The sequence below is a fragment of the Arcticibacter svalbardensis MN12-7 genome (assembly GCF_000403135.1).
GTDB lineage: Bacteria > Bacteroidota > Bacteroidia > Sphingobacteriales > Sphingobacteriaceae > Arcticibacter > Arcticibacter svalbardensis.
Map to the genome: position 1 here is coordinate 1 of NZ_AQPN01000001.1, position 18819 is coordinate 18819.

General features: G+C 37.1%; 24 protein-coding genes. 2 read left to right on the plus strand and 22 right to left on the minus strand.

The window, feature by feature from the left end; genetic code table 11:
* Positions 1 to 371 precede the first annotated feature (371 nt).
* Both ADIARSV_RS00005 and ADIARSV_RS00010 read right to left on the minus strand, forming a co-directional pair.
* Positions 372 to 1571 carry a DUF1624 domain-containing protein gene (locus ADIARSV_RS00005; protein ID WP_052016910.1) on the minus strand — a complete coding sequence of 400 codons (1200 nt, stop codon included), beginning with the start codon at positions 1569 to 1571 and terminating at the stop codon, positions 372 to 374.
* 159 nt (positions 1572 to 1730) lie between these two features.
* Positions 1731 to 2258, minus strand: coding sequence for a glycosyl-4,4'-diaponeurosporenoate acyltransferase CrtO family protein (locus ADIARSV_RS00010; RefSeq protein WP_016193259.1), 528 nt, complete (start codon positions 2256 to 2258; stop codon positions 1731 to 1733).
* Between the two features lie 176 nt (positions 2259 to 2434).
* Here ADIARSV_RS00010 and dinB point away from each other — a divergent pair, with 176 nt between their 5' ends.
* The gene (gene dinB, locus ADIARSV_RS00015; protein WP_016193260.1) at positions 2435 to 3541 is read left to right on the plus strand and encodes a DNA polymerase IV; all 1107 of its coding nucleotides are present in this window, start codon (positions 2435 to 2437) and stop codon (positions 3539 to 3541) included.
* Between the two features lie 71 nt (positions 3542 to 3612).
* On the opposite strand, the gene ADIARSV_RS00020 is transcribed toward dinB, so the two are convergent.
* The 8 genes from ADIARSV_RS00020 to ADIARSV_RS22025 form a co-directional block, all read right to left on the minus strand.
* Positions 3613 to 3915 (minus strand): hypothetical protein, encoded by a 303-nt coding sequence (locus ADIARSV_RS00020; protein WP_040298523.1) that lies wholly within the window; start codon positions 3913 to 3915, stop codon positions 3613 to 3615.
* A gap of 39 nt (positions 3916 to 3954) precedes the next feature.
* A complete protein-coding gene (locus tag ADIARSV_RS00025; RefSeq protein WP_040298526.1) occupies positions 3955 to 4233 on the minus strand; it encodes a hypothetical protein in 279 nt (92 codons plus the stop codon).
* A 21-nt stretch (positions 4234 to 4254) separates the two neighbouring features.
* Positions 4255 to 5109, minus strand: coding sequence for a DUF4349 domain-containing protein (locus ADIARSV_RS00030; protein ID WP_016193262.1), 855 nt, complete (start codon positions 5107 to 5109; stop codon positions 4255 to 4257).
* Between the two features lie 140 nt (positions 5110 to 5249).
* Positions 5250 to 5414: a hypothetical protein gene (locus ADIARSV_RS21700; protein ID WP_016193263.1), complete on the minus strand. Its 165-nt coding sequence runs from the start codon at positions 5412 to 5414 to the stop codon at positions 5250 to 5252.
* Entirely contained in the window at positions 5404 to 5604 is a 201-nt protein-coding gene (locus tag ADIARSV_RS20270) for a hypothetical protein (protein WP_016193264.1), read from the minus strand. Before ADIARSV_RS20270 ends, ADIARSV_RS21700 begins: the two co-directional genes overlap by 11 nt.
* A complete protein-coding gene (locus ADIARSV_RS00035) occupies positions 5601 to 6023 on the minus strand; it encodes an MDR/zinc-dependent alcohol dehydrogenase-like family protein (protein WP_016193265.1) in 423 nt (140 codons plus the stop codon). Before ADIARSV_RS00035 ends, ADIARSV_RS20270 begins: the two co-directional genes overlap by 4 nt.
* Before the next feature lie 186 nt (positions 6024 to 6209).
* Positions 6210 to 6731, minus strand: a complete 522-nt coding sequence (locus ADIARSV_RS00040) for a Crp/Fnr family transcriptional regulator (RefSeq protein WP_016193266.1) — start codon at positions 6729 to 6731, stop codon at positions 6210 to 6212.
* Between the two features lie 117 nt (positions 6732 to 6848).
* Complete coding sequence (locus ADIARSV_RS22025; protein WP_016193267.1) at positions 6849 to 7001, minus strand: hypothetical protein; 153 nt, start codon at positions 6999 to 7001, stop codon at positions 6849 to 6851.
* A gap of 478 nt (positions 7002 to 7479) precedes the next feature.
* Between ADIARSV_RS22025 and ADIARSV_RS00050 the strand changes: the two genes are divergently transcribed.
* Entirely contained in the window at positions 7480 to 7884 is a 405-nt protein-coding gene (locus ADIARSV_RS00050) for a hypothetical protein (RefSeq protein ID WP_040298527.1), read from the plus strand.
* A 203-nt stretch (positions 7885 to 8087) separates the two neighbouring features.
* On the opposite strand, the gene ADIARSV_RS00055 is transcribed toward ADIARSV_RS00050, so the two are convergent.
* From ADIARSV_RS00055 to ADIARSV_RS00110, 12 genes are all read right to left on the minus strand, one after another.
* Positions 8088 to 8387 (minus strand): HipA N-terminal domain-containing protein, encoded by a 300-nt coding sequence (locus ADIARSV_RS00055; protein ID WP_016193269.1) that lies wholly within the window; start codon positions 8385 to 8387, stop codon positions 8088 to 8090.
* A 3-nt stretch (positions 8388 to 8390) separates the two neighbouring features.
* Positions 8391 to 8684 carry a helix-turn-helix domain-containing protein gene (locus ADIARSV_RS00060; RefSeq protein ID WP_040298529.1) on the minus strand — a complete coding sequence of 98 codons (294 nt, stop codon included), beginning with the start codon at positions 8682 to 8684 and terminating at the stop codon, positions 8391 to 8393.
* A gap of 263 nt (positions 8685 to 8947) precedes the next feature.
* On the minus strand, positions 8948 to 9460 hold the full coding sequence (locus ADIARSV_RS00065; protein WP_200864684.1) for an META domain-containing protein: 513 nt from the start codon (positions 9458 to 9460) through the stop codon (positions 8948 to 8950).
* Between the two features lie 214 nt (positions 9461 to 9674).
* On the minus strand, positions 9675 to 11615 hold the full coding sequence (locus tag ADIARSV_RS00070) for an oleate hydratase (RefSeq protein WP_016193273.1): 1941 nt from the start codon (positions 11613 to 11615) through the stop codon (positions 9675 to 9677).
* An 86-nt stretch (positions 11616 to 11701) separates the two neighbouring features.
* On the minus strand, positions 11702 to 12577 hold the full coding sequence (locus ADIARSV_RS00075; protein ID WP_016193274.1) for a helix-turn-helix domain-containing protein: 876 nt from the start codon (positions 12575 to 12577) through the stop codon (positions 11702 to 11704).
* 259 nt (positions 12578 to 12836) lie between these two features.
* On the minus strand, positions 12837 to 13670 hold the full coding sequence (locus tag ADIARSV_RS00080; RefSeq protein ID WP_016193275.1) for a DUF2157 domain-containing protein: 834 nt from the start codon (positions 13668 to 13670) through the stop codon (positions 12837 to 12839).
* A gap of 1394 nt (positions 13671 to 15064) precedes the next feature.
* A complete protein-coding gene (locus tag ADIARSV_RS00090; protein WP_016193277.1) occupies positions 15065 to 16171 on the minus strand; it encodes a Fic family protein in 1107 nt (368 codons plus the stop codon).
* A gap of 118 nt (positions 16172 to 16289) precedes the next feature.
* Positions 16290 to 16514: a hypothetical protein gene (locus tag ADIARSV_RS00095; protein ID WP_016193278.1), complete on the minus strand. Its 225-nt coding sequence runs from the start codon at positions 16512 to 16514 to the stop codon at positions 16290 to 16292.
* Positions 16515 to 16935: 421 nt separating this feature from the next.
* A complete protein-coding gene (locus ADIARSV_RS00100) occupies positions 16936 to 17220 on the minus strand; it encodes an AAA domain-containing protein (RefSeq protein WP_316929479.1) in 285 nt (94 codons plus the stop codon).
* 131 nt (positions 17221 to 17351) lie between these two features.
* Complete coding sequence (locus tag ADIARSV_RS22030) at positions 17352 to 17771, minus strand: nucleotidyl transferase AbiEii/AbiGii toxin family protein (RefSeq protein WP_016193280.1); 420 nt, start codon at positions 17769 to 17771, stop codon at positions 17352 to 17354.
* Positions 17772 to 17793: 22 nt separating this feature from the next.
* A complete protein-coding gene (locus ADIARSV_RS22035; RefSeq protein ID WP_016193281.1) occupies positions 17794 to 18150 on the minus strand; it encodes a nucleotidyl transferase AbiEii/AbiGii toxin family protein in 357 nt (118 codons plus the stop codon).
* Between the two features lie 10 nt (positions 18151 to 18160).
* Positions 18161 to 18730 carry a DUF6088 family protein gene (locus tag ADIARSV_RS00110; RefSeq protein WP_016193282.1) on the minus strand — a complete coding sequence of 190 codons (570 nt, stop codon included), beginning with the start codon at positions 18728 to 18730 and terminating at the stop codon, positions 18161 to 18163.
* Between the last annotated feature and the right edge of the window lie 89 nt (positions 18731 to 18819).

Here is an 18819-nt window from a genome sequence, read left to right on the forward strand (position 1 = left end):
GGTATTTGCAAGAAAAAAATTACTTTTCTTTTTGCTCCTATTTCTATCTCTCTTCATCTTCTGCTCCGCCTCGCGCTTTGCTTTTCCCCCTTCGATTTGGGATTGCAAAAGTGCACATTCTGTAGCAATACTGCAACTATTTCTCAGTCATTTGCTCAGAAATACAGGCCCTAATCTTAATGAACAGACAGGGACGCTTATCCGACAGCATGTTAACAGGTGAAAATAAAATGAAATAATTGTTGACTTAAGCCAAACAAAATGCGAATCCAGCAGATAATAGATCCCAGGGATGCGAAATAGTAGGAATCTGTATTCAATCTTAACAGCTAATACAACAGGAATAAAGTATATATAACTTAATAAATGATTCAATAGCATGAGGTAGCTATTCTTACAAATAGCTTAAACCACCATTTCCCTTTGTGGGTCTGTTTATAAGCGTCATATCGTTTGCATAATGGATATAAAGCGATTACTATTCCTATCCAAACCAAGTAAGCGACCGGTAACGAGAATCCATAGCCTTTCAGATCTGAGGTAGACCAAATAGGCTGAGATAAAATCCACATTTCCCAGTCCTGATGAGGCGACAACAACGATGCAATAATGGCAACCACATGAATCACATATATATGAATGAGATAATAAAACATAGGCACCCTACCAAATACTGAAACTACATTCACAAATGCCCCTTTTAATTTATCAGTACATGAAAGAAAAAGAAAAGCCGTGCTCAGAGCCATTGAAAGATACAATAACGACAAAGGATACTTACTTCCATTAAGAAATGACAGGAAAGTAAAGAAAGCATCTTTTTGCACACTCCATTTTACCGGATCACCATAAACATTAGCATAACGCAACACGACGAAGAAATCAACAGCAACACAGGCCAGAATCAATAAACTCCTTTGCCTTTTGTGAGGATCGTAGTTTACGGAATACAAGGCGCCCAGACAATAACCTAAAGGCATTACAGCCACCAGAGGAACAATCGGGTAGCCAACCAAAAAAGAGCGATCCTGCCAGGTAAAGAATTGCGGGTCATGTAACAATGCCCAGCCAAAAGCGGAGAGCGAATTACCAGGTACATGAATAGGATCTAAAAGGTTATGCCCCACTATAATGATGATACAAATCCACAGGATCAACTTTATACGCAAATGAATTAATCCCGCCAACACGATCATACTTACCCCTAATGCCCATATGGTAATAAAGAAAAACATGGGGAAAGTAATATTGAAATTCCAGCCAAAATTAACCAAAACCATTTCAAGAAAGACAAGCCAAAGTCCCCTTTTTACAAGGAATAGAGATAATTCCTTTTTATCTTTATTTTGTTGCATCAGATATGCTGAGGTTCCGGCAAGCATCATAAATACTGGTGCACAAAAATGAGTTATCCACCTGGTAAAAAATAATATCCCGCTAGTTTGTGTTGGATCAAGCGGATCGTAAAAAAATGAGCCAGAATATAAATAATCCCTTACATGATCAAGCGCCATAATGATCATTATAGTGCCGCGCAAAAAATCGATAGCTGTTATCCTGTTTTTTATAATTGTATCCTTTCAGGTCATTGTTTAAGATAAAGGCATCAAATGTATCTTACTCAACATCGGCACTGGTCATTTCAACCAAAAAATACTACAGGTTAAATTAAGTTATCAATTCGATAACTAGCTCTAATATAGAAAAATACTAAATGAAATACTAGCACTTCATCTGACTCTTCTACCAAATAATATTAAGTTTATTCTGAGTTTGTTGTATTGTTGAAGCAGAATTGGATAAACATTATACAAGATGTTGCAAAGTAATATCAGCAGAGCCATTCCCGTTTTGCCGATACATAGAGCATCAATTGTGCTTAGGAGAAATAACAGGAAACAGGAGTAATGAAATCTTTCCTGCATAGCAATGGTACCCAGATAGTTCAATGCTTCCTTGCGGTTATGAATTAATCCACTATTTAAAAGATACTTTCCTTTAACCCAGTTGACCAGCTTTCCATTTTGTACAAACCAACGGATGAATGTAACACCAATCCGTTCATAAAATTTCCGATCTTTACTGATAGTTAGAGCTGACAACCATCTTGCTGGAAGCATGGAGATCAGTAAACTTATTCCAATAGATGTAAATAACAACCAGGCAGGTCTCTTTTCAGCAAAGTACAGTGCCCAATAGAAGCCAACCGGTGCAAAACACACCATAGTCCAAAACATATTGATTACCTGGTTTAACATTCTTCTGCCGGGTTAGCTGCTATATCAAGCACATTACATATTTAAGTAGTTCAAGATTTTAAAGATAGTCAATTGAGATCAAACCTATTCTTAACGACTTATTGTGAAACACCCAATACAAAAAAGATTTTCTCAAAGCTGAATCAAACCTTAATGATCAATATATTTGTATTAAGATGGAAGCAACCTCAGAAATAGCATATCGAAAGATTATTCATATAGATATGGATGCTTTTTATGCTTCCGTAGAACAAAGGGACAATCCCGAATATAGAGGAAAACCACTGGTAGTAGGTGGCCTTCCGGAAGGTCGTGGAGGTGTAGTAGCTACCGCTAGTTACGAAGCCAGAGGGTTTGGTATTCACTCCGCCATGCCATCCAAACAAGCCTTAAAACTTTGTCCACATGCCTTATTCGTTCGTCCAAGATTTGAGGCTTATAAAGAAATTTCCAGAAAGATCCGGGAGATATTTAGTAGGTACACCGATCTGATTGAACCCTTATCGCTGGATGAAGCGTATTTGGATGTTACACAAGATAAGCTTCACATAGGTTCCGCTTTAGAAATCGCCTGGCAAATTAAAGCCGCCATTAAAGATGAGTTAAAGTTAACCGCCTCAGCAGGTGTTTCCATTAATAAGTTTGTAGCCAAGATGGCTTCGGATATCAATAAACCAGATGGCTTAAAGTTTATTGGTCCTTCGTCTGTGGAGGCTTTTATGGAAACTTTGCCTGTAGCAAAGTTCTATGGCGTGGGCAAAGTAACTGCCGAAAAGATGAAAAAGATGGGATTATTTACCGGTGCCGATATAAAGAACTTATCCGAAGCTGAACTCAGCCGAAGTTTTGGTAAATCAGGCCGATTTTATTATCAGATAGTAAGAGGAATTGACGACCGCGAAGTACAGCCGCATCGGGAAACCAAGTCACTGGCCGCTGAAGACACCTTTGCATATGATCTCAGCACCTTGGAGGAGATGGAAGCCGAACTCGATAAGATTGCAAAGCTGGTTTATGATCGCTTGTTAAAAAAGAATTTAAAAGGGCGCACCATTACCTTGAAAATCAAATACAGCAATTTTAAACAGATCACCAGAAACAAGTCTTTTCCTGTCCCGGTTGCCGACCTGGAAACTATTAATGCCACAGCTAAACAACTATTGAGAATCACTTTTATGGAAACTCACCGTATAAGGCTGCTAGGCATCTCGTTATCTAATTTTGGAGAGTTGGATACCCGGCCAAAGGGAAAAATAGGTGCAGATCAATTGAAGCTCTTTTAATCAGTTAAATTCATATTCACCTGACATAATCTTGCCACAATTGAGTTCAAAATCGTCAAATTGAATTTATTTTAAAATCTTGTAGAATCAAGTGCCACCAATGCAGGTTCTTCATCATTATCAATTACCCGCATAAATGCCTTTTTAACAATTCTTGACCTCAACAATTTAAAATAATAAAACCTGAAGTTTTCAGAAATAAGTTCCTGATGGCCAATCCTATAAACCAATACACTTTTAATAATTCTGTTCTGATAATTAAATTGCAGCATACTAAAAAATGATGCCGCATTTAACCTATTAACCAATTCAGAAACCCGTGCTATTTTATTATCAGAAATAGCCCTGTCATTAATTTGAGTTTGAAACATCATAAGCCTATTACCACCATTATAAAAACTTTCTATCCTTATTCAAAATACACTATAACCATCATTATAGGTAATTATATGTGATTTAAGATCATTTGAAGTGTGGTAGCCCAGTTCATATTGGACGAGTAAATCTGTAATAAAGATATGGCACCTTAAATAAAACTGATCCTGTGTTTCATTAGCATAGATGCTTACTGGTTCACTACTATATTTAGGGGTAGTTTTTTCTACATCTTTTTCTGGAAAATACCTTTTTGCAATAATGTAAAACAGTACTATTGAGAATAATAGGAACACTGGATATAGGCTTAACGGCATAGAACATGAATTTTATAAGATTTAAACTGCACTTACCTTCCTAAACTTAAAATAACGATAAGTGAAGATTATTACAACGCCGGCTAAGATAAACATCCAAAGACTGACAGCCCCTATTATAAAAGTTAAAAAATAATACCATCCATTGAAAAATGAATTCCTTATGCTGCTTAAAAAAGGTAGCCTGTAGCCCGAAAGATCGTCTCTTGCCATTACTTCAGATCTTACCAATGGATTCTGATAAAAGCTAAGCTGAACAGAGCTATAATTAACATCAGCGTCAATTTTTTTATTCTTTACCTGTTGATCAACGAGTTTATTATTTTGCTCAAGAAGGCTTATCGATTCGTTGGTTTTATGATTCTTTCCTGCCTTATACTGTAAAAGTTGCTCATGATTTTGTTGCTTCATCTTCCCGGCTAAATAATCAAGACTTTTATCTTCAATCTTGAGTTGAATGTCTTGAATATGAGCAGCAGAGGCTGATACATCATCAATAAATCCGTCTAGCTTCTCAGTAGGAACGCTTACAAGCATATTTGCCTTAACTACATAAGAATTGATTAATTGTACCGAATCATCAGAGATTGCCAGTGACTTACTATTTTCATCAACAGATTCTATATGACGATCAAGAACAAGCCCGTTCATCTTATGGGTTGAGGATACTATATGCTTGGCACTTTCAAATACGTTTTTTACTTTGAAATCAATACTCGCAGTTTTAATCAGCTTCACCGAAATGCCAACTAAACCGCTTGCCGATAGTGTATCCACAGAAGTGTTTATAATTTCTTTTTCAGAACGGTTAGTGTTGCAGGAACAAATTAATCCGGTGATGATTAGATAATAACCAAAGAGATTTAAATTCTTCATATAAAATAGGTTTATTATTGATACAATAATAAAAGAAATGTCACCCTTTGAGTTCGAGATTGCTATTCATATAGCGGTCAGTTGTATTAGGAAGTTCTAAAAGTTATTCACTAGACTTATTTTGAGACGTATGTATCATATTAAAACAAACCGCCTAATCCTCCTAAAGACTTAGAGAGACTTTCATGTGTAATACTCTGATCGTTGGGATCATTTGTTTTGTGAGCAAACTTTTGAAGTATAGCAGGTAAAGCAGCCGCGATTGCTCCTGTAGCTGCTGGAGGTAACCCTAATTTACTTTCCAAGACTACCTACCAATCCACCGGAGATGGCACTAGTGATTGGGCTACCTGATCTTAAGTTACCAGTAAGCGAAGATAACAAACCACCTATCCCTCCTTGTTCTGCCGCATGGGTTTTTAAGCCATCATTAATATGTGCGGCCACTTCATTATGAACGGCATCCACTTTATCATTAGGGATGGCGTTGGTCACTTCCGGATGTCAGCTCCCAAATTAGATAGTTCGGAAAGTCCTGAAGACGCTCTGCCGATGGCAATAATGCAATCCGCTCCACGGTTTTTGGCCATTTGTATTGCTATCCTTCCAGTGGCACCTGTAGCACCTTGAATCATAACAGTGCCGCCTTTTTTTAGGCCACCCAGGTAAAGCATTGCAACATCAGAACCTAGAAGTGCATTCGGTAATGCTGCAGCAAGTGGAATAGGCAAGCTCTGGGGAACTAACGTCCAGCTGTCTGCAACAATAAGAGCTTTTTCAGACATTGTACCTGTAACACCCGAAACATACACATGAGTACCACCTTTTAATCGGGCAATTCCATCCAGGCCCACTATTGCTGGTAAAATAGGATATTTAGTATAATGTTTACCAGCCGCTTTTAGCTTGTCCACCTATTTTATCGATGAGGCGACCATCTCAACAATTGCCTCACCTGCTTTAGGTATTGGATCTATTGAATATGCATATTTAGGACTTTCTCCGTATTAGGATAAAATTGCTGCTTTCATGTTTTTAATAATTTAAACAAAGGTAAAACCCAGTTTACTGATGAAAGATAACAATTGATAAGAAATACCTTATTTACGGCTCCTAATACGGCTAAGCGAAACAGGTGTAATTCCTAGATAAGAGGCAATATAATGTTGTGGTATTCGCTGAAGAATCTCAGGATGTTTATGCAGCAGCTCAATATAGCGCTCATAAGGTTTTGTCCGAAGATAGCTAACCAGATGTTTGGAATAATAGAAAAACCGTTCCAGAATGATGCCATCCAGCCAAATCTTAAATGACTCATCTGTTTCTTTAAAAAACAAAAAGTCCTGCCTTGACATTACGAATAGCGAACAGGCTTCAATGGTTTCGATCGTATAATCGCTTGCTTCATCTTTGAGAAGACTCTCTAAACTGGCTATTGCACTGCCCTCAAAAAAAAACTGAGTTGTAATGTCTGTGTCGCGATTATTTAACCACATACGCAGACATCCTTTCTTTACAAAATAAATATATTTGGCTTTATTTCCCTCCTGCAGTATTATGGTTTTTGCAGCAAAACTTATTTCCTGCAAATTATAAGAAGCGATAAAGTCCAATAAACCCATAAGATCCTTTAATATTCAAAGCTACGTAAAATAAACACTTGCATAATAAAATGAAAATTTGCATAATAAACTTGTTTGATTTATGCACAAAATGTTCGATTACTGATGTTAAATCACTTATCTTTTTTTCAGTGATGCGATATCGCCTAAATCTTTTTTCCTGCCAGTAGCCTCATTGTTTTTAATAAACTCACCAACATTAATGAAGTTGACTTTTAAATCATCTACCTCTCCTTCGACTCTATTATGATAGGCTTCATCAAACTCCACACCTAAAATAGCGTTTAGAATATCTATTCGAAGCGGAGGATATCCTAAGCAAGTGCATGAGCACTGACTATCATATAATCAACACTATGCACATTAAGTAACTCAATAAAATCTATAAAGTCTCGTTCGAAAATCATAGGGTTCTCTGGTGTACAACTTTCACCATTTTTTCAGGGAATATGCCATCTACCCAGGTTAAATAATTCTTACGTTGACGGCTCACTTCAGAAAGTCTCTCTGACTCTCCTACTAAGCCAAAATAAAACATCAAGACTATCTTCGTCTTCCATTTTTATCTGGTTAACAACCATAGCCATCTTTCTTTCGTGTTTCATTTCTATAATTTTATGATGTCAACGTGAATTATATAACAAAAATAGTTAAAAAAATGGAGCATTTCTAACTGGCTCATTTACTTAAGTCCCTAATAATGCAGCTATCAAACTAATCTACATTCGAAAAATTTCATGCAATCAATATGCTTAAAACTCTGGTTGACATATACTTCTTCATTGGTGAAATACTAGTTCACCAGCCTTTTCTCGCCTCAATGATGGCAGGCTATAAGATTGATCTGAAGCCACAAGAACTAGACGAAGTGCTGAATCTTTACATTGCTATTTGGGAGTTCTTCAAGACCGATCCTCAAACAAAAGTCAAAGCGATTACTGAGTCACAATTTGATCAATTACAAATCTTCAATATCAATCTAGTTGGAAAAGATACCTTCTCGGGCGGGGAAACGACCAGTGTAATGCTTAGTGCAATAATACAACGTATTGGAACACACCCAACCTTCCAAAAAATGGGTATTCAAAAAAGAGGTGCACTGATTGTTGGAGTAAAAAGCACCATTGAATGCTTTCAAGAGCTTGCATCATAAGATGCTACCAAGATTCCTTTATGTTATTCATTCAGTTTAATAGATTATTAGTTTTATAATTAGCATAAACCTATACCCTAAACGCTGCAGCCATTAAAACCTACTCAGATCTTGCTATTCCTATTTCGTTAGCTACTACCTTCCACTTTGCAACCGCATTTTTAACCTCTAAAATCGCAACCTCCATTTCTTCAGCGTTTAATTTAAAACAAACTTTTCAGAGCTTCCCTTCTTTTCATTAAAGTCCTGCCCCATGTATCAGGCATTGAATCTAAAAAAACACCAAAATTTTCCTTTTTATACAGAAACTGGGTACCAGAGTACCAACCAATATCAGGATCCAAAATCAGCTGCTGATTTGCTGCAATCCAGTCCTTATCGTACTCAAAACCAAAACTCTTCCTTCCTTTTGCTTGATTTGCAGTAAGCACACCAACACAAACCGGTTCAGCCATCCCAACCCAATGTGCATAAACCCATATATTTGTTTTATTGATTGCCATCCCCTACTTTCCTAATAGCTCCAGATCTTGCAGTTTCCTTCCAAATTCATCATCTGATGCTAATTTTAGAAAATCATCCTGCAGATTCAATACACGTAAAACATTAAAGTATGAGCCCATAGAAACGCTTGGGTTGCCCTTCTCAATCTGATATAAAGTTGTTCGATCTATGCTTGCACGTTCAGCAACTTGTATGGTTGTCAATCTTCGCCTTTTTCTAGCCAGCTTAATTTGCTCGCCCAACACGTCTAAAACTTTCTGGTGTTTTGGGAAAAGTACAGTTTTTTTAGATTTCATAGTGTTGTTTATTATCAACAAAAATAAGATATATGTTGATAATAAACAACATATATCTTAAATCTAAGGATAGTAGCAATCCGACAAATTATGTCTTTTCTCGGGTGATGTTACAAGTGAATCTACTTTAAGGTGGACGCATGGAAATCAGTATAGACTCCATATGGCTACCAAAATGAGTACCCTCGTACCCGCAAACAAATGCCCCAAAAAGTAAGAACCTTTTGGGGCATTTGTAAGGCAAACTAAGAAACAGTAGGTTCCTACTTGTCAGCTTTAAAACGGGCCAATGGTGCCATTCTAGCTTTGTTTAGAGATAAATCGTCTCCCTTAAGACTAAAATTATCGGCATCTTTCAACGCTTTGGTAAGACCAATTTCAATTTCCATGTTTTCACAAGCCACCTTGGTAGACATACCCTGAGAGAACTTTATTCTTCCGTTATCCTGAAACGTAAAAGTTCCGCCAATTCCATTACAACCACCGGAAGCCGAAAAGCGACCCTCTTTTTGCTGAAGTAAGATAAATGGCTCTTTACCATTTACCCTATCAGGTACAGGTTTACCCGCAAGTTCAACCAGCTTCCATCTACGCTCGGTAATTACAGTGGATTTTTGTGCATCGTCTCCGCCCGACTTCTTAAAGATACCACATGCACTCAGAGAAAGCGCGCAAAAAACGACTGCTAAACAATGTGTAAATTTCACTCTATTCATTTCCTGATTGATAAGCAAATTAATCACCAAAGCTAAGAAATTCGCTAGAATGGCAGGCATGCCTTGATAAAGCACCTTCAACCTTTCATGCAAATGTGCAGTTACTTAGTTAAAGGGTTCCGAAAGCCACCCTTCAAGTTCAAGATTGCTAATTCATCAAGCGATCAGCTATTTATGAAGTTCTTAGATATACCCGACCTGAGTTCGTATAAATAAAGAGGTTGTACCATCTTGTCAATGATACAACCTCTAAAACTCAACTTTTAAGACAAATTTATTTTCTCAATTCCTTGATCCAATCTATGAATCGGTCGACTTGTTCAGAAATAAAAGATTCGTGCTCCTTACTGTCGTCCTCGTTATCTACTAAAATATGTTCAAAATATGTCCCTTTTAAAAATTTTCTTAAAATCCACTCCCCTGTAATAGGTTGATAATCATTTAAGGATTGAGCAGCTTTCAACAACTGCCGGATATCGTATTGCAAGGGATTAATATCAGGAACCTGTTTATTTAAGTTCAACAATTCATATACAGCAATTCTTGCAGTCCTTACCGAACTCTCCATAGTAAAGACGATGTCGTTGTTTGTTTCCACAAATTGCCCTACCAGCCCTAAATTTGTACAGCCCTCAGGAACTACCCTCGGGCGGTCGCCTCTCGCTCTAGGCATAAACATTGACGTGATATACGGCATAAAAGATGTATGCACAATGGTATTTTTCACTACGTTATCCAATTGATCAACAATACCAAGGTGGTAACACAACTCGGCCAGGATTTCGTTTCCAGTACACTGTGGCATCGTTTTCTTGATATAGTTTCCTTCTTTGTTCATAAATAACGAATACACCCAAAGTACCAAAACATCTTCCGGCTGGTTAAGAAAATGCGGTTGTCTGTTGCAGGTAAAGCTCATCAGCCAGTTGGAATCGGTTATGGTAATGATGCCACCTGTTGCTGTTCTGCCCGAATAGGGGTCGTTCACGCAAAGCTCCTTAACTTTGTCTACAAAAGCTGATGGTTTACACGTAAGCGTAGCCGATTCCCAGGAAGACTTTTCAATAGTACTGCAAAATTTTTCAGGCTTACCAAAGACTTCTGATTTCGCAGCCAGGTTTTTCCAAAGCTGCCATCCTGCACTTTGCCCACTCCTGCTGTTGTCAAAAGCAAATTCAGGCACTTTTTCATTGTTACCATAGGACGTGTCTTCCGTCATAGATCCTGTAGTTACGATCACATAGTCATCTTTGCCGACAGCGATTTTGAGTTCTTTGCCCTTCCTTTCCGCAAAAATGCCTTCCACAACTTTCCCTTCGGTGTCTATATGGATATCCAGATCCCTTACAATGGTATTGAGTTCAATCTTTACCCCTTTGCTTTGGAGAAATTTCCTCAGCGGCGTAACGTAGGTATCATACTGATTGTATTTAGGAAACACAAGGCAGGAGAAGTCTTTCATACCATCTATTGCATGGAGGAAACGGTGCATGTACAACTTACATTCAAGCAGGCTATGCCAATTTTCAAAAGCAAACATTGTTCTCCAAAAAATCCAGAAATTACTATTCAGGAACGATTCACTGAAGTAGTCTTTAATACTCAGGTCGTCCAGTTCTTCTTTTTTCTTCAATAACAGCTTTACAATCGCTAACTGGTCCTTTTTTTCTAAGCCGAACTTACTAAAATCGCTAATTTGTCCCTGCTTATGAATCAGGCGTGCTTTTGAATAATTGGGGTCATTATCATTTACCAGACGATATTCATCCAATACGCTAAAAGGTTTTGGAAGTTCCAGGGCAGGAATATCCTGAAACATGTCCCAAAGATTTTCATAGGTCATATCCATTTCCCTTCCCCCACGGATAATAAATCCGTCTTCTGCATTGCCTGTACCGTCGAGCGAGCCGCCATCAACACCTAGTTGATCCAGAAAAGTAATGTTTTCCCCAGGAATACGACCGTCACGGATCAGATAATAAGCCGCTGACATCCCAGCGATACCCGTTCCTACGATATAGACTTTACTTTTGTCATATGATTGAGATGGAATACCTTTGTTTCGCTGGTAATTTCCGATCTGATCTGAAAAGGGCATGGTCTTGTCGTCGGAATTTACCTGAACTTCTTTACTAGAATCCGGTTCATGCTGGGTATGCTTATATTGTTTAGAATTATCGAGTATTTTGCTAAATTTTGAAGTGTCTATTTTCATCTTTTGTATTATTATACACAAAGTTAAACCCTTCTCATCGCCCCTTACGTTCCGAAAATCGCAATTACTTTACTCAAATTCATAATTCATATCGTTTGTTGCTTCTTATACTCAGAAGGAGAAAAAGCTGCATATTTTTTGAAGAACCTGCTGAATGCAGATACTGAACTAAAGTTTAGCCGATAGGCAATTTCAGTAATATCGACATCCGGATTTCCCAGCATAACATAGGCCTCTTTTAGCAGGTTCTCATCCATAATATGGTGGGGTGTTTTACCTGATGTCTTTTTCACGATTTTGATCAAATGTTTATTGGATACAAATAGTTTATCAGCGTAATACGTGATACTTTGGTGATTGAGTATTTCCTTCTGGACAAGCTGATTAAATTTATAAAAGATATGATCAGAACTCTGATTTGGAAAATCTATCGCTGTATGCGCATTGATATGAATTACTTCGGCAATCTCCAATAGTAGATTGATAATAATGGTCCGTATAATATCCTCGGTAAACCTTCCCGTTACAGTAGTCTTTTCGTGCAAATATGCCAGGAGTCCTAATAGTCGTAGCGAAACAATAGCATCTGTGGGGACAATCCTGTATAATGTGTTACTAAATAGTGCTATCTTCTCTATAAAGAAAGGGTTGGAATTATTTTTGAGCAGGAAGGTTTTCTCGAAGAACAGTAATTTCATTTTGAAATCATCGCTCACTGTAATGAACCTGACAACGGTTGAAGGAGCAGAAATGAGCAAGACATTGGGGATGATGTCATACTCCTGATTGTCTATAGCTAAATGAATTGTTCCTGAAATACAAATACAGACTGCGTAAAAATCCATTCGAAAAGTAACTTCAGGAAGTTTAAAAATGGAATTACCAGAAGAGATATAAAAGGGATCGTGACAGTTAATTTTGTAAAAGGACAGTATATCCCGTAAATTCTCGGTATTATTCATCTTTGTTTTTCAATTAACAGATCGTTCATCAATCAATTTTGTTTTGTTACAAACGATAAAAAAGTTCTAATCTTAAGCCAAATCAACGGATCTCGTAGTGAACGCCCTGCTCCTTCTTGTACAAAAATGCCTATTTCCTGGAGTTCTTGCAAATCTCGGGTACCAACATTCTTAAATATCATCTATGGTCTGGAAGTAATCCAACAATTGTTTAATATTTTCTTTATTTTTCATTGATCCATATTTTTTGAACGTCGATTTAACTTTTAATTACCAACGATACACTGGCTATGATAAACAGACCTACAAATAGAAACATCATTCCATCCTCTGATATTTTGATTAGCAAAGCGGATACGATAACAATAAGACTAAAAGGAATAACCGAAAGATAAAATCTACTTTTGGCTTTTAGTCCGTGCCAAATTCCCGCTGCAAAGACGATCGAAGATATTAATATCAATACAAGAAAAACAACCTCGTATTTGTTAAAAATTCCAAAAACAATTCCCATAGTTGCATAGCTTATAGCAGCTAAGGCCACTGTATTTAAAAACCAATTAGGAACGATTGCCATCTTTTGGTATTTGGAGAGTAATAAAAAAGCAAGAAGTGCTGTTGCATTAAAAAGGAAAAGCAGCGTAAAAACAAGACCCTCCGACCAATCATTAGCCACTTGCTGTGAGTACAAAACAAAGGTGGTGTTAATCAAAATGAGATAAAGTAACCACAAGGGTGCAAAGTTTGAAACGATAACCCATAAGCTTGCAAAAACAGTCCAAGCCAGAAAGAAGTCATGTGCATTAGCTCCAGTCTGATAGATTTGTCCGAACACAGCGAACAGAACGCCAACTACAATTACTGAACTTGTCAGAATAATATTCCTGGCAGTAATAGGAAGCAACACAAGGATTGTAGTTACGATGATTAATCCCTCTATGAGTCCAATTTTTTTAAACTTTTGCAGGTCAGCCCAATTGTAGGCAAAAAAGAAAACTATTCCCGCCACCGTAAAACCAATGCCAAGAGTGATAAAGAACATTCGGAGAAATTTCTGCCACATCTCCTTGTCATTATAGACATTTTCTTTCAAAGCTCTTTAACCCCTTGTTCAGTCAGGTTGCTGTGCCTAGAAATGATGTAGATGTCTTCACGTTGGATACTTTTCATCAGTATGCAGTTAATTTTGATTTAAAATAATTACAAAATCTTTTTTTTAGCTTTCGATATAACAATACCACATGCTTTATCTCCTAAAGGACTTCCATTAAAATAACTCACATTAGTAAAACCCCGTTTTTGTAATCTATCTTGACCTGGAAACAACAAATACCACTTAACAGCATCAAAATAATGATGATAGGGAACATTTGCCGAAGGTCATCCAACCCTACTTTTTAGCAGTACGCGCCTGGTAAGCCACTAAAATGCAATTTTCTTAAAACTTAAGACCTATCTTGAGTTTGCATTGTCAGCAAATTTGTAATCAATCATATCTTTAGTATTAACCGTTGGCAGAGAATTTAAAAGACCTTTCCCATACGCATATGTAGGATAAATCTCATCCCCTTTTTTGCCTGGAGTGTAAAACTCAGTGTAAGTATCATACTTTATTATTGCTTCATTTCCAATTCCGACCCAGTAAACCCAGTATAATGTATTAGACGGAAGTGAAACAGGCATTGATACCCTACCGGAAGATGTTGTATAAGTATTCGCCGCAATCTGCTTAAAAGTTGTATCCGATTTAATTTTTACGTTAGTACTAAAATTAGTTTTAATTGATGAACCAGAAATTCGAACTATTTTAAAATTAGCATTTTTGTCACCAATATGATTATTGGTTAATTGAAAAATAGTAAACCCCTTTTTGAGGTATTATCAAACTATCGCTCAACTCGGTAATGACTTTCTTAAAGTATACTGCTTGGTTAAAACTCAAAAACGGTGTTACCTCCTTGATGAAGCACCACCCCCTAATCCACCTAATCCTATTACAAAGCCGATCCAATACAGTACCCCTGAATTATTTTCCGCGTACAACCCGTATTGTGATGAGAATAGCTTTGAAATTAGAGCAAATGGGAAAACTAAACCATGAATTATTCCACTGAAGAATCCAGATTCATTTGAAGTGTAATGGCTTGATGTGCAAGAGGACAAAGTACAAATAACGACAACAATGAATAGGATACTAAAATATTTATTATATTTCATTTTTGATTAGGTTAAATCAATTTAGATTTTAATATTGATAAGATATTCAATCTTTTCTTCCTGGGGTAAGAATTAGCACAATTATAAATAAAAATAAGCAACTATTGCGTGGTTTTGTTGGCTATACTGAATCCCAAGCCAATATATATGCTGCTAATAAAAAAGGTATTCTCTTCAAGATTCGCAAGCTAATTACTTACGATCTAAGTAATTAGTTGTTCGTAGATTCCTTCTTATAATGGCATAGCATCTATATAAATATCAAAAACATCAACCTTGAGTTCGTATCAAACTATAGGATGTATTTCGTCCTCCACCTGTTTCTTTTTCCAATATGCCTTTTTCTATAAGATCCTGTATATCTCTTAGCGCAGTATCAGGAGAACTCTTTGTCATCTTCGCCCATTTCGTACTGGTTAGCTTTCCGTAGAATTCATCGAGTAACACACTGACCATATATTGCTGACGGCTATTGAATAAAACTTCGCGGTTCTTTTCCCAAAATTGAGTTCTTTTTACAACGGCAGAAAAAGTTTCTTCTGTGTGATCCATGGCATGAAACAAACAATCTAAAAACCAGCTTAACCAACGGGTAATATCAAGATCACCTTTTTGTGTTTGTTCGAGCATATTATAGTAAGTCGCTTTTTCCTGTAATATTTGCGCAGACATACTGTAAAAACGCTGGGACGTTCCGTCGGCACGAGCAAGTTGCATATCAGTAATTGCACGGGCTATACGACCGTTGCCGTCATCAAATGGATGTATAGTTACAAACCATAAATGCGCTATTGCTGCTTTCAATACCAAATCGATAGTTGGTGCGGCATTAAACCAATTCAGAAACGAGTCCATTTCTGCCGATACTAGTTCAGCTTTGGGAGCCTCAAAGTGAATCTTCTCTTTACCCATTGCCCCTGATACCACTTGCATTGGTCCTGCTTCAGGAGTGCGCCAAGCAGCAACCGTGATTTTATGCATCCCACTCCTTCCCGTTGGGAATAAAGCAGCATGCCAGTCATATATTCGATTTGCAGTTAAATTAGTAGAATACCTTTGGGTTGCGTCTAACATCATTTCAACCACCCCATCTACATTACGGTCGATAGGCACTGCCCCTGCTAATTCTATGCCCAACCTGCGTGCTATAGAAGATCTTACCTGATCAGTGTTAAGCTTTACTCCCTCTATCTCGCTTGATTTAGAAACATCCAATGTTAAGGTATCTAATACCGCATTCTCCTGTAACTTAAAACCAGCCGAACTCATCAATCCTAATATACGTCCCTGGCGGTGTCGTACTTCACCTAAACGAACGTGTATTGCTTCGGTGTCCCAACTGAACGAAGGCCAGCCTTTTAACTGATGTATATACATATCTTTTGCATAATGCGGTAAATATATTCATTTTTCTCCGCACATTTGCGGACTACTTCATCAACAGAGACTAGATGACGATTAAGGACCATCCCATCCATCTTCCGGGTTGAGGTTGCTACAAGCTTAGCAATGGCTTTTTTTGCATAGAATGAAAGTCATGAACTGATATGGATTCTAAATATGCTGAAGAAGGTGCATTGAAGTTCTGCTCATCACCATCTATATAAAATTCACTTATATTCACTTGAAAAGTGTCAGAAACCCGTCTCAAAAATATGTCAGGCTCCAGATGGTACAATTCTGAAGTACCCATACCTTTGATTGATTTTCCTAATCCCATACTAGCATAGTACTATTTAATATCTTCAATGCTATATGAGTCATCTAACCTTACAACTTTCTTCTTCCCCTCGAGGATATCGTAAAAGTCATCTCTTGAAATAATTCAGTAATCGAAGTAAATTCTTTACTATAAACTCTGGGATTGGGTCAATATGGCTTTGGAAGATTATAGGCCGATTTAAATCTGATCGAAATATTTAATAATAGACTACAAATGAGTCAAAGTAACCAATACTAATCCCATATAGTACAAAATAATATTGGGAGTACTCTACCTTTCCCTCATTTAACTGCTTAATAATTAATTCTTCCATGATATTTTAAAAATAGATAGTGCTGCTTGCAATGCCCAGGCTTGTTGTATCACCGATGATATAAATAGTTTTGATATTAATGAATTCCCATTATTTTAAAATACCCTACCAACTATCAACCTTCACTTCTTCCTCAACCACTGATGAAAGACCAAAGTACATTTTAAATATATCCAAACCAGGTTTCAATTCATCATAATCCGGTAAGTCAGCAAGCTCTTCATCAATAATATCGAAAACCTTATAGTTAGCAATTACAATAAATTTTTTTATCCCTCTTGTAATCGCAACATTTAACCGATTAGGGCTATAAAAAAAGTCAAGTCTCCTTTTCGATTCCAAAGGATTTGAATTAGACATACTGTAGATAATGTAATCGATCACATTCACTTAGGTCTCCAGGTTCCATTAACGACCATCCCGTTTCTTAGAATGTCCAGTTAGATTTGGCAGAGTTGCGATTTAAGTTATGTTACTCAAGGTACACATTAGGTACAAAACCCAATCATACTTATCAAGTATTACATACGATGCAAATAACTTTTAATACGTCCAATGATCTCCTCAAATGTAGGCTGACCATTATAATATAGAGCTTTTGTCTGTAGAAAACGTTCCTTGAAGATTTGCAGTAAGCCATTATCAGAAAAATCAAATGCAGCGTTTTCCGATAGGGGTGTTTCTAACTCTTTAGTATTGAAACGTCTTACTTTATGTGCTTCATACTTTTCTGTACCGATAAAATTAATAACAGCCTGATTTCCATGAAGCTCATATACATCATAATATTGACGGAGGAAGTTCTGGTTGATCACTTTCGATTCTTGCTCCTGAGCAAACTTCCTGATAATGGCCTGCAATTTCTCAACGAAGGTATATTCAGGATTGTAACATTTTATACCAATAGCCCTATTATCGGCAATCTCTACACCTGCATCCAACGCTCTAACGTATGTCCAAGAACTAATTTATCCCTTCTATATTAATATTTTCCGTAAGCCATTGATAATAATCAAGCCTGGATTGAACGTGGATCTCTTTTGTATGATTTCTGCCAATCCATAACTTTATAGGAAGGGTTGCCGGCGGATTGATCACAATATCGATATCTTCGGAAAATCTGCTGATTATATCATAACCCTTCGAAAGGGAAGTTCCTCCTTTTAATTCGAAATCGAAGCCCTGTTTCCGTAATCCATAAAGCACATGCATAATCCAGTAATCCTTCTCTACTAAAAAAGGTTCTATGCTTCTTTCGTCGGCAATCACGTTAATAAGGTCTAAAAAATCTTTACGCTGATGTAAATAATTTGCTTCCATTATGTATCAATTATAAAATTGACATCAAGAACGACTTGGTTCTTGGATTTCCATAAGCCTGAACAGACTTCTTCAACTTTTCCTTGTCCATATCAGACACTCTTTCCTTTACCCTACTTAATACCTTAGAAGAGTCTTCAGCTATATTGGAAAGATTATTTAAAAGGTCAACAAGTAAAAACTCGATTGTTGCCTTTCTAGGGAATGCGGCTTTGTCAACGAAATTGAATGTACGGTTCCCCAGTTTTATTTCACCCTTGCGCTTATGATTATAAACAATTGATTTATTGTATAACTGAGTGGTGCCTACACCTAAGCTATTATACAGATTTGGTGAAGTCAGCAAAAAATTATCATCCTTTAAAAATTTGCTAACTAATTTCTTCTCATCAGGGGGCAACTTCCCGAATACAGACAATCTGGGGTAATGATACAGTCCATTGCGAAGCTTGACCATTACTTTATCTTGAACCAGCTGTGCTAATTCACGATCTATAGCTCCAGAATAAGGTGCAAGATCTTCCCTGCGGTAAACTTCACCACGACGTATATACTTTTCCAGCCGACTTGAATTTTCCATACAATCACACTACTTATTTCAAAAATACGAAAATTAGGCCAACGTTTAAATATTTCGGAAAATTTCATGCAAAGCACTTTGGGATAGCA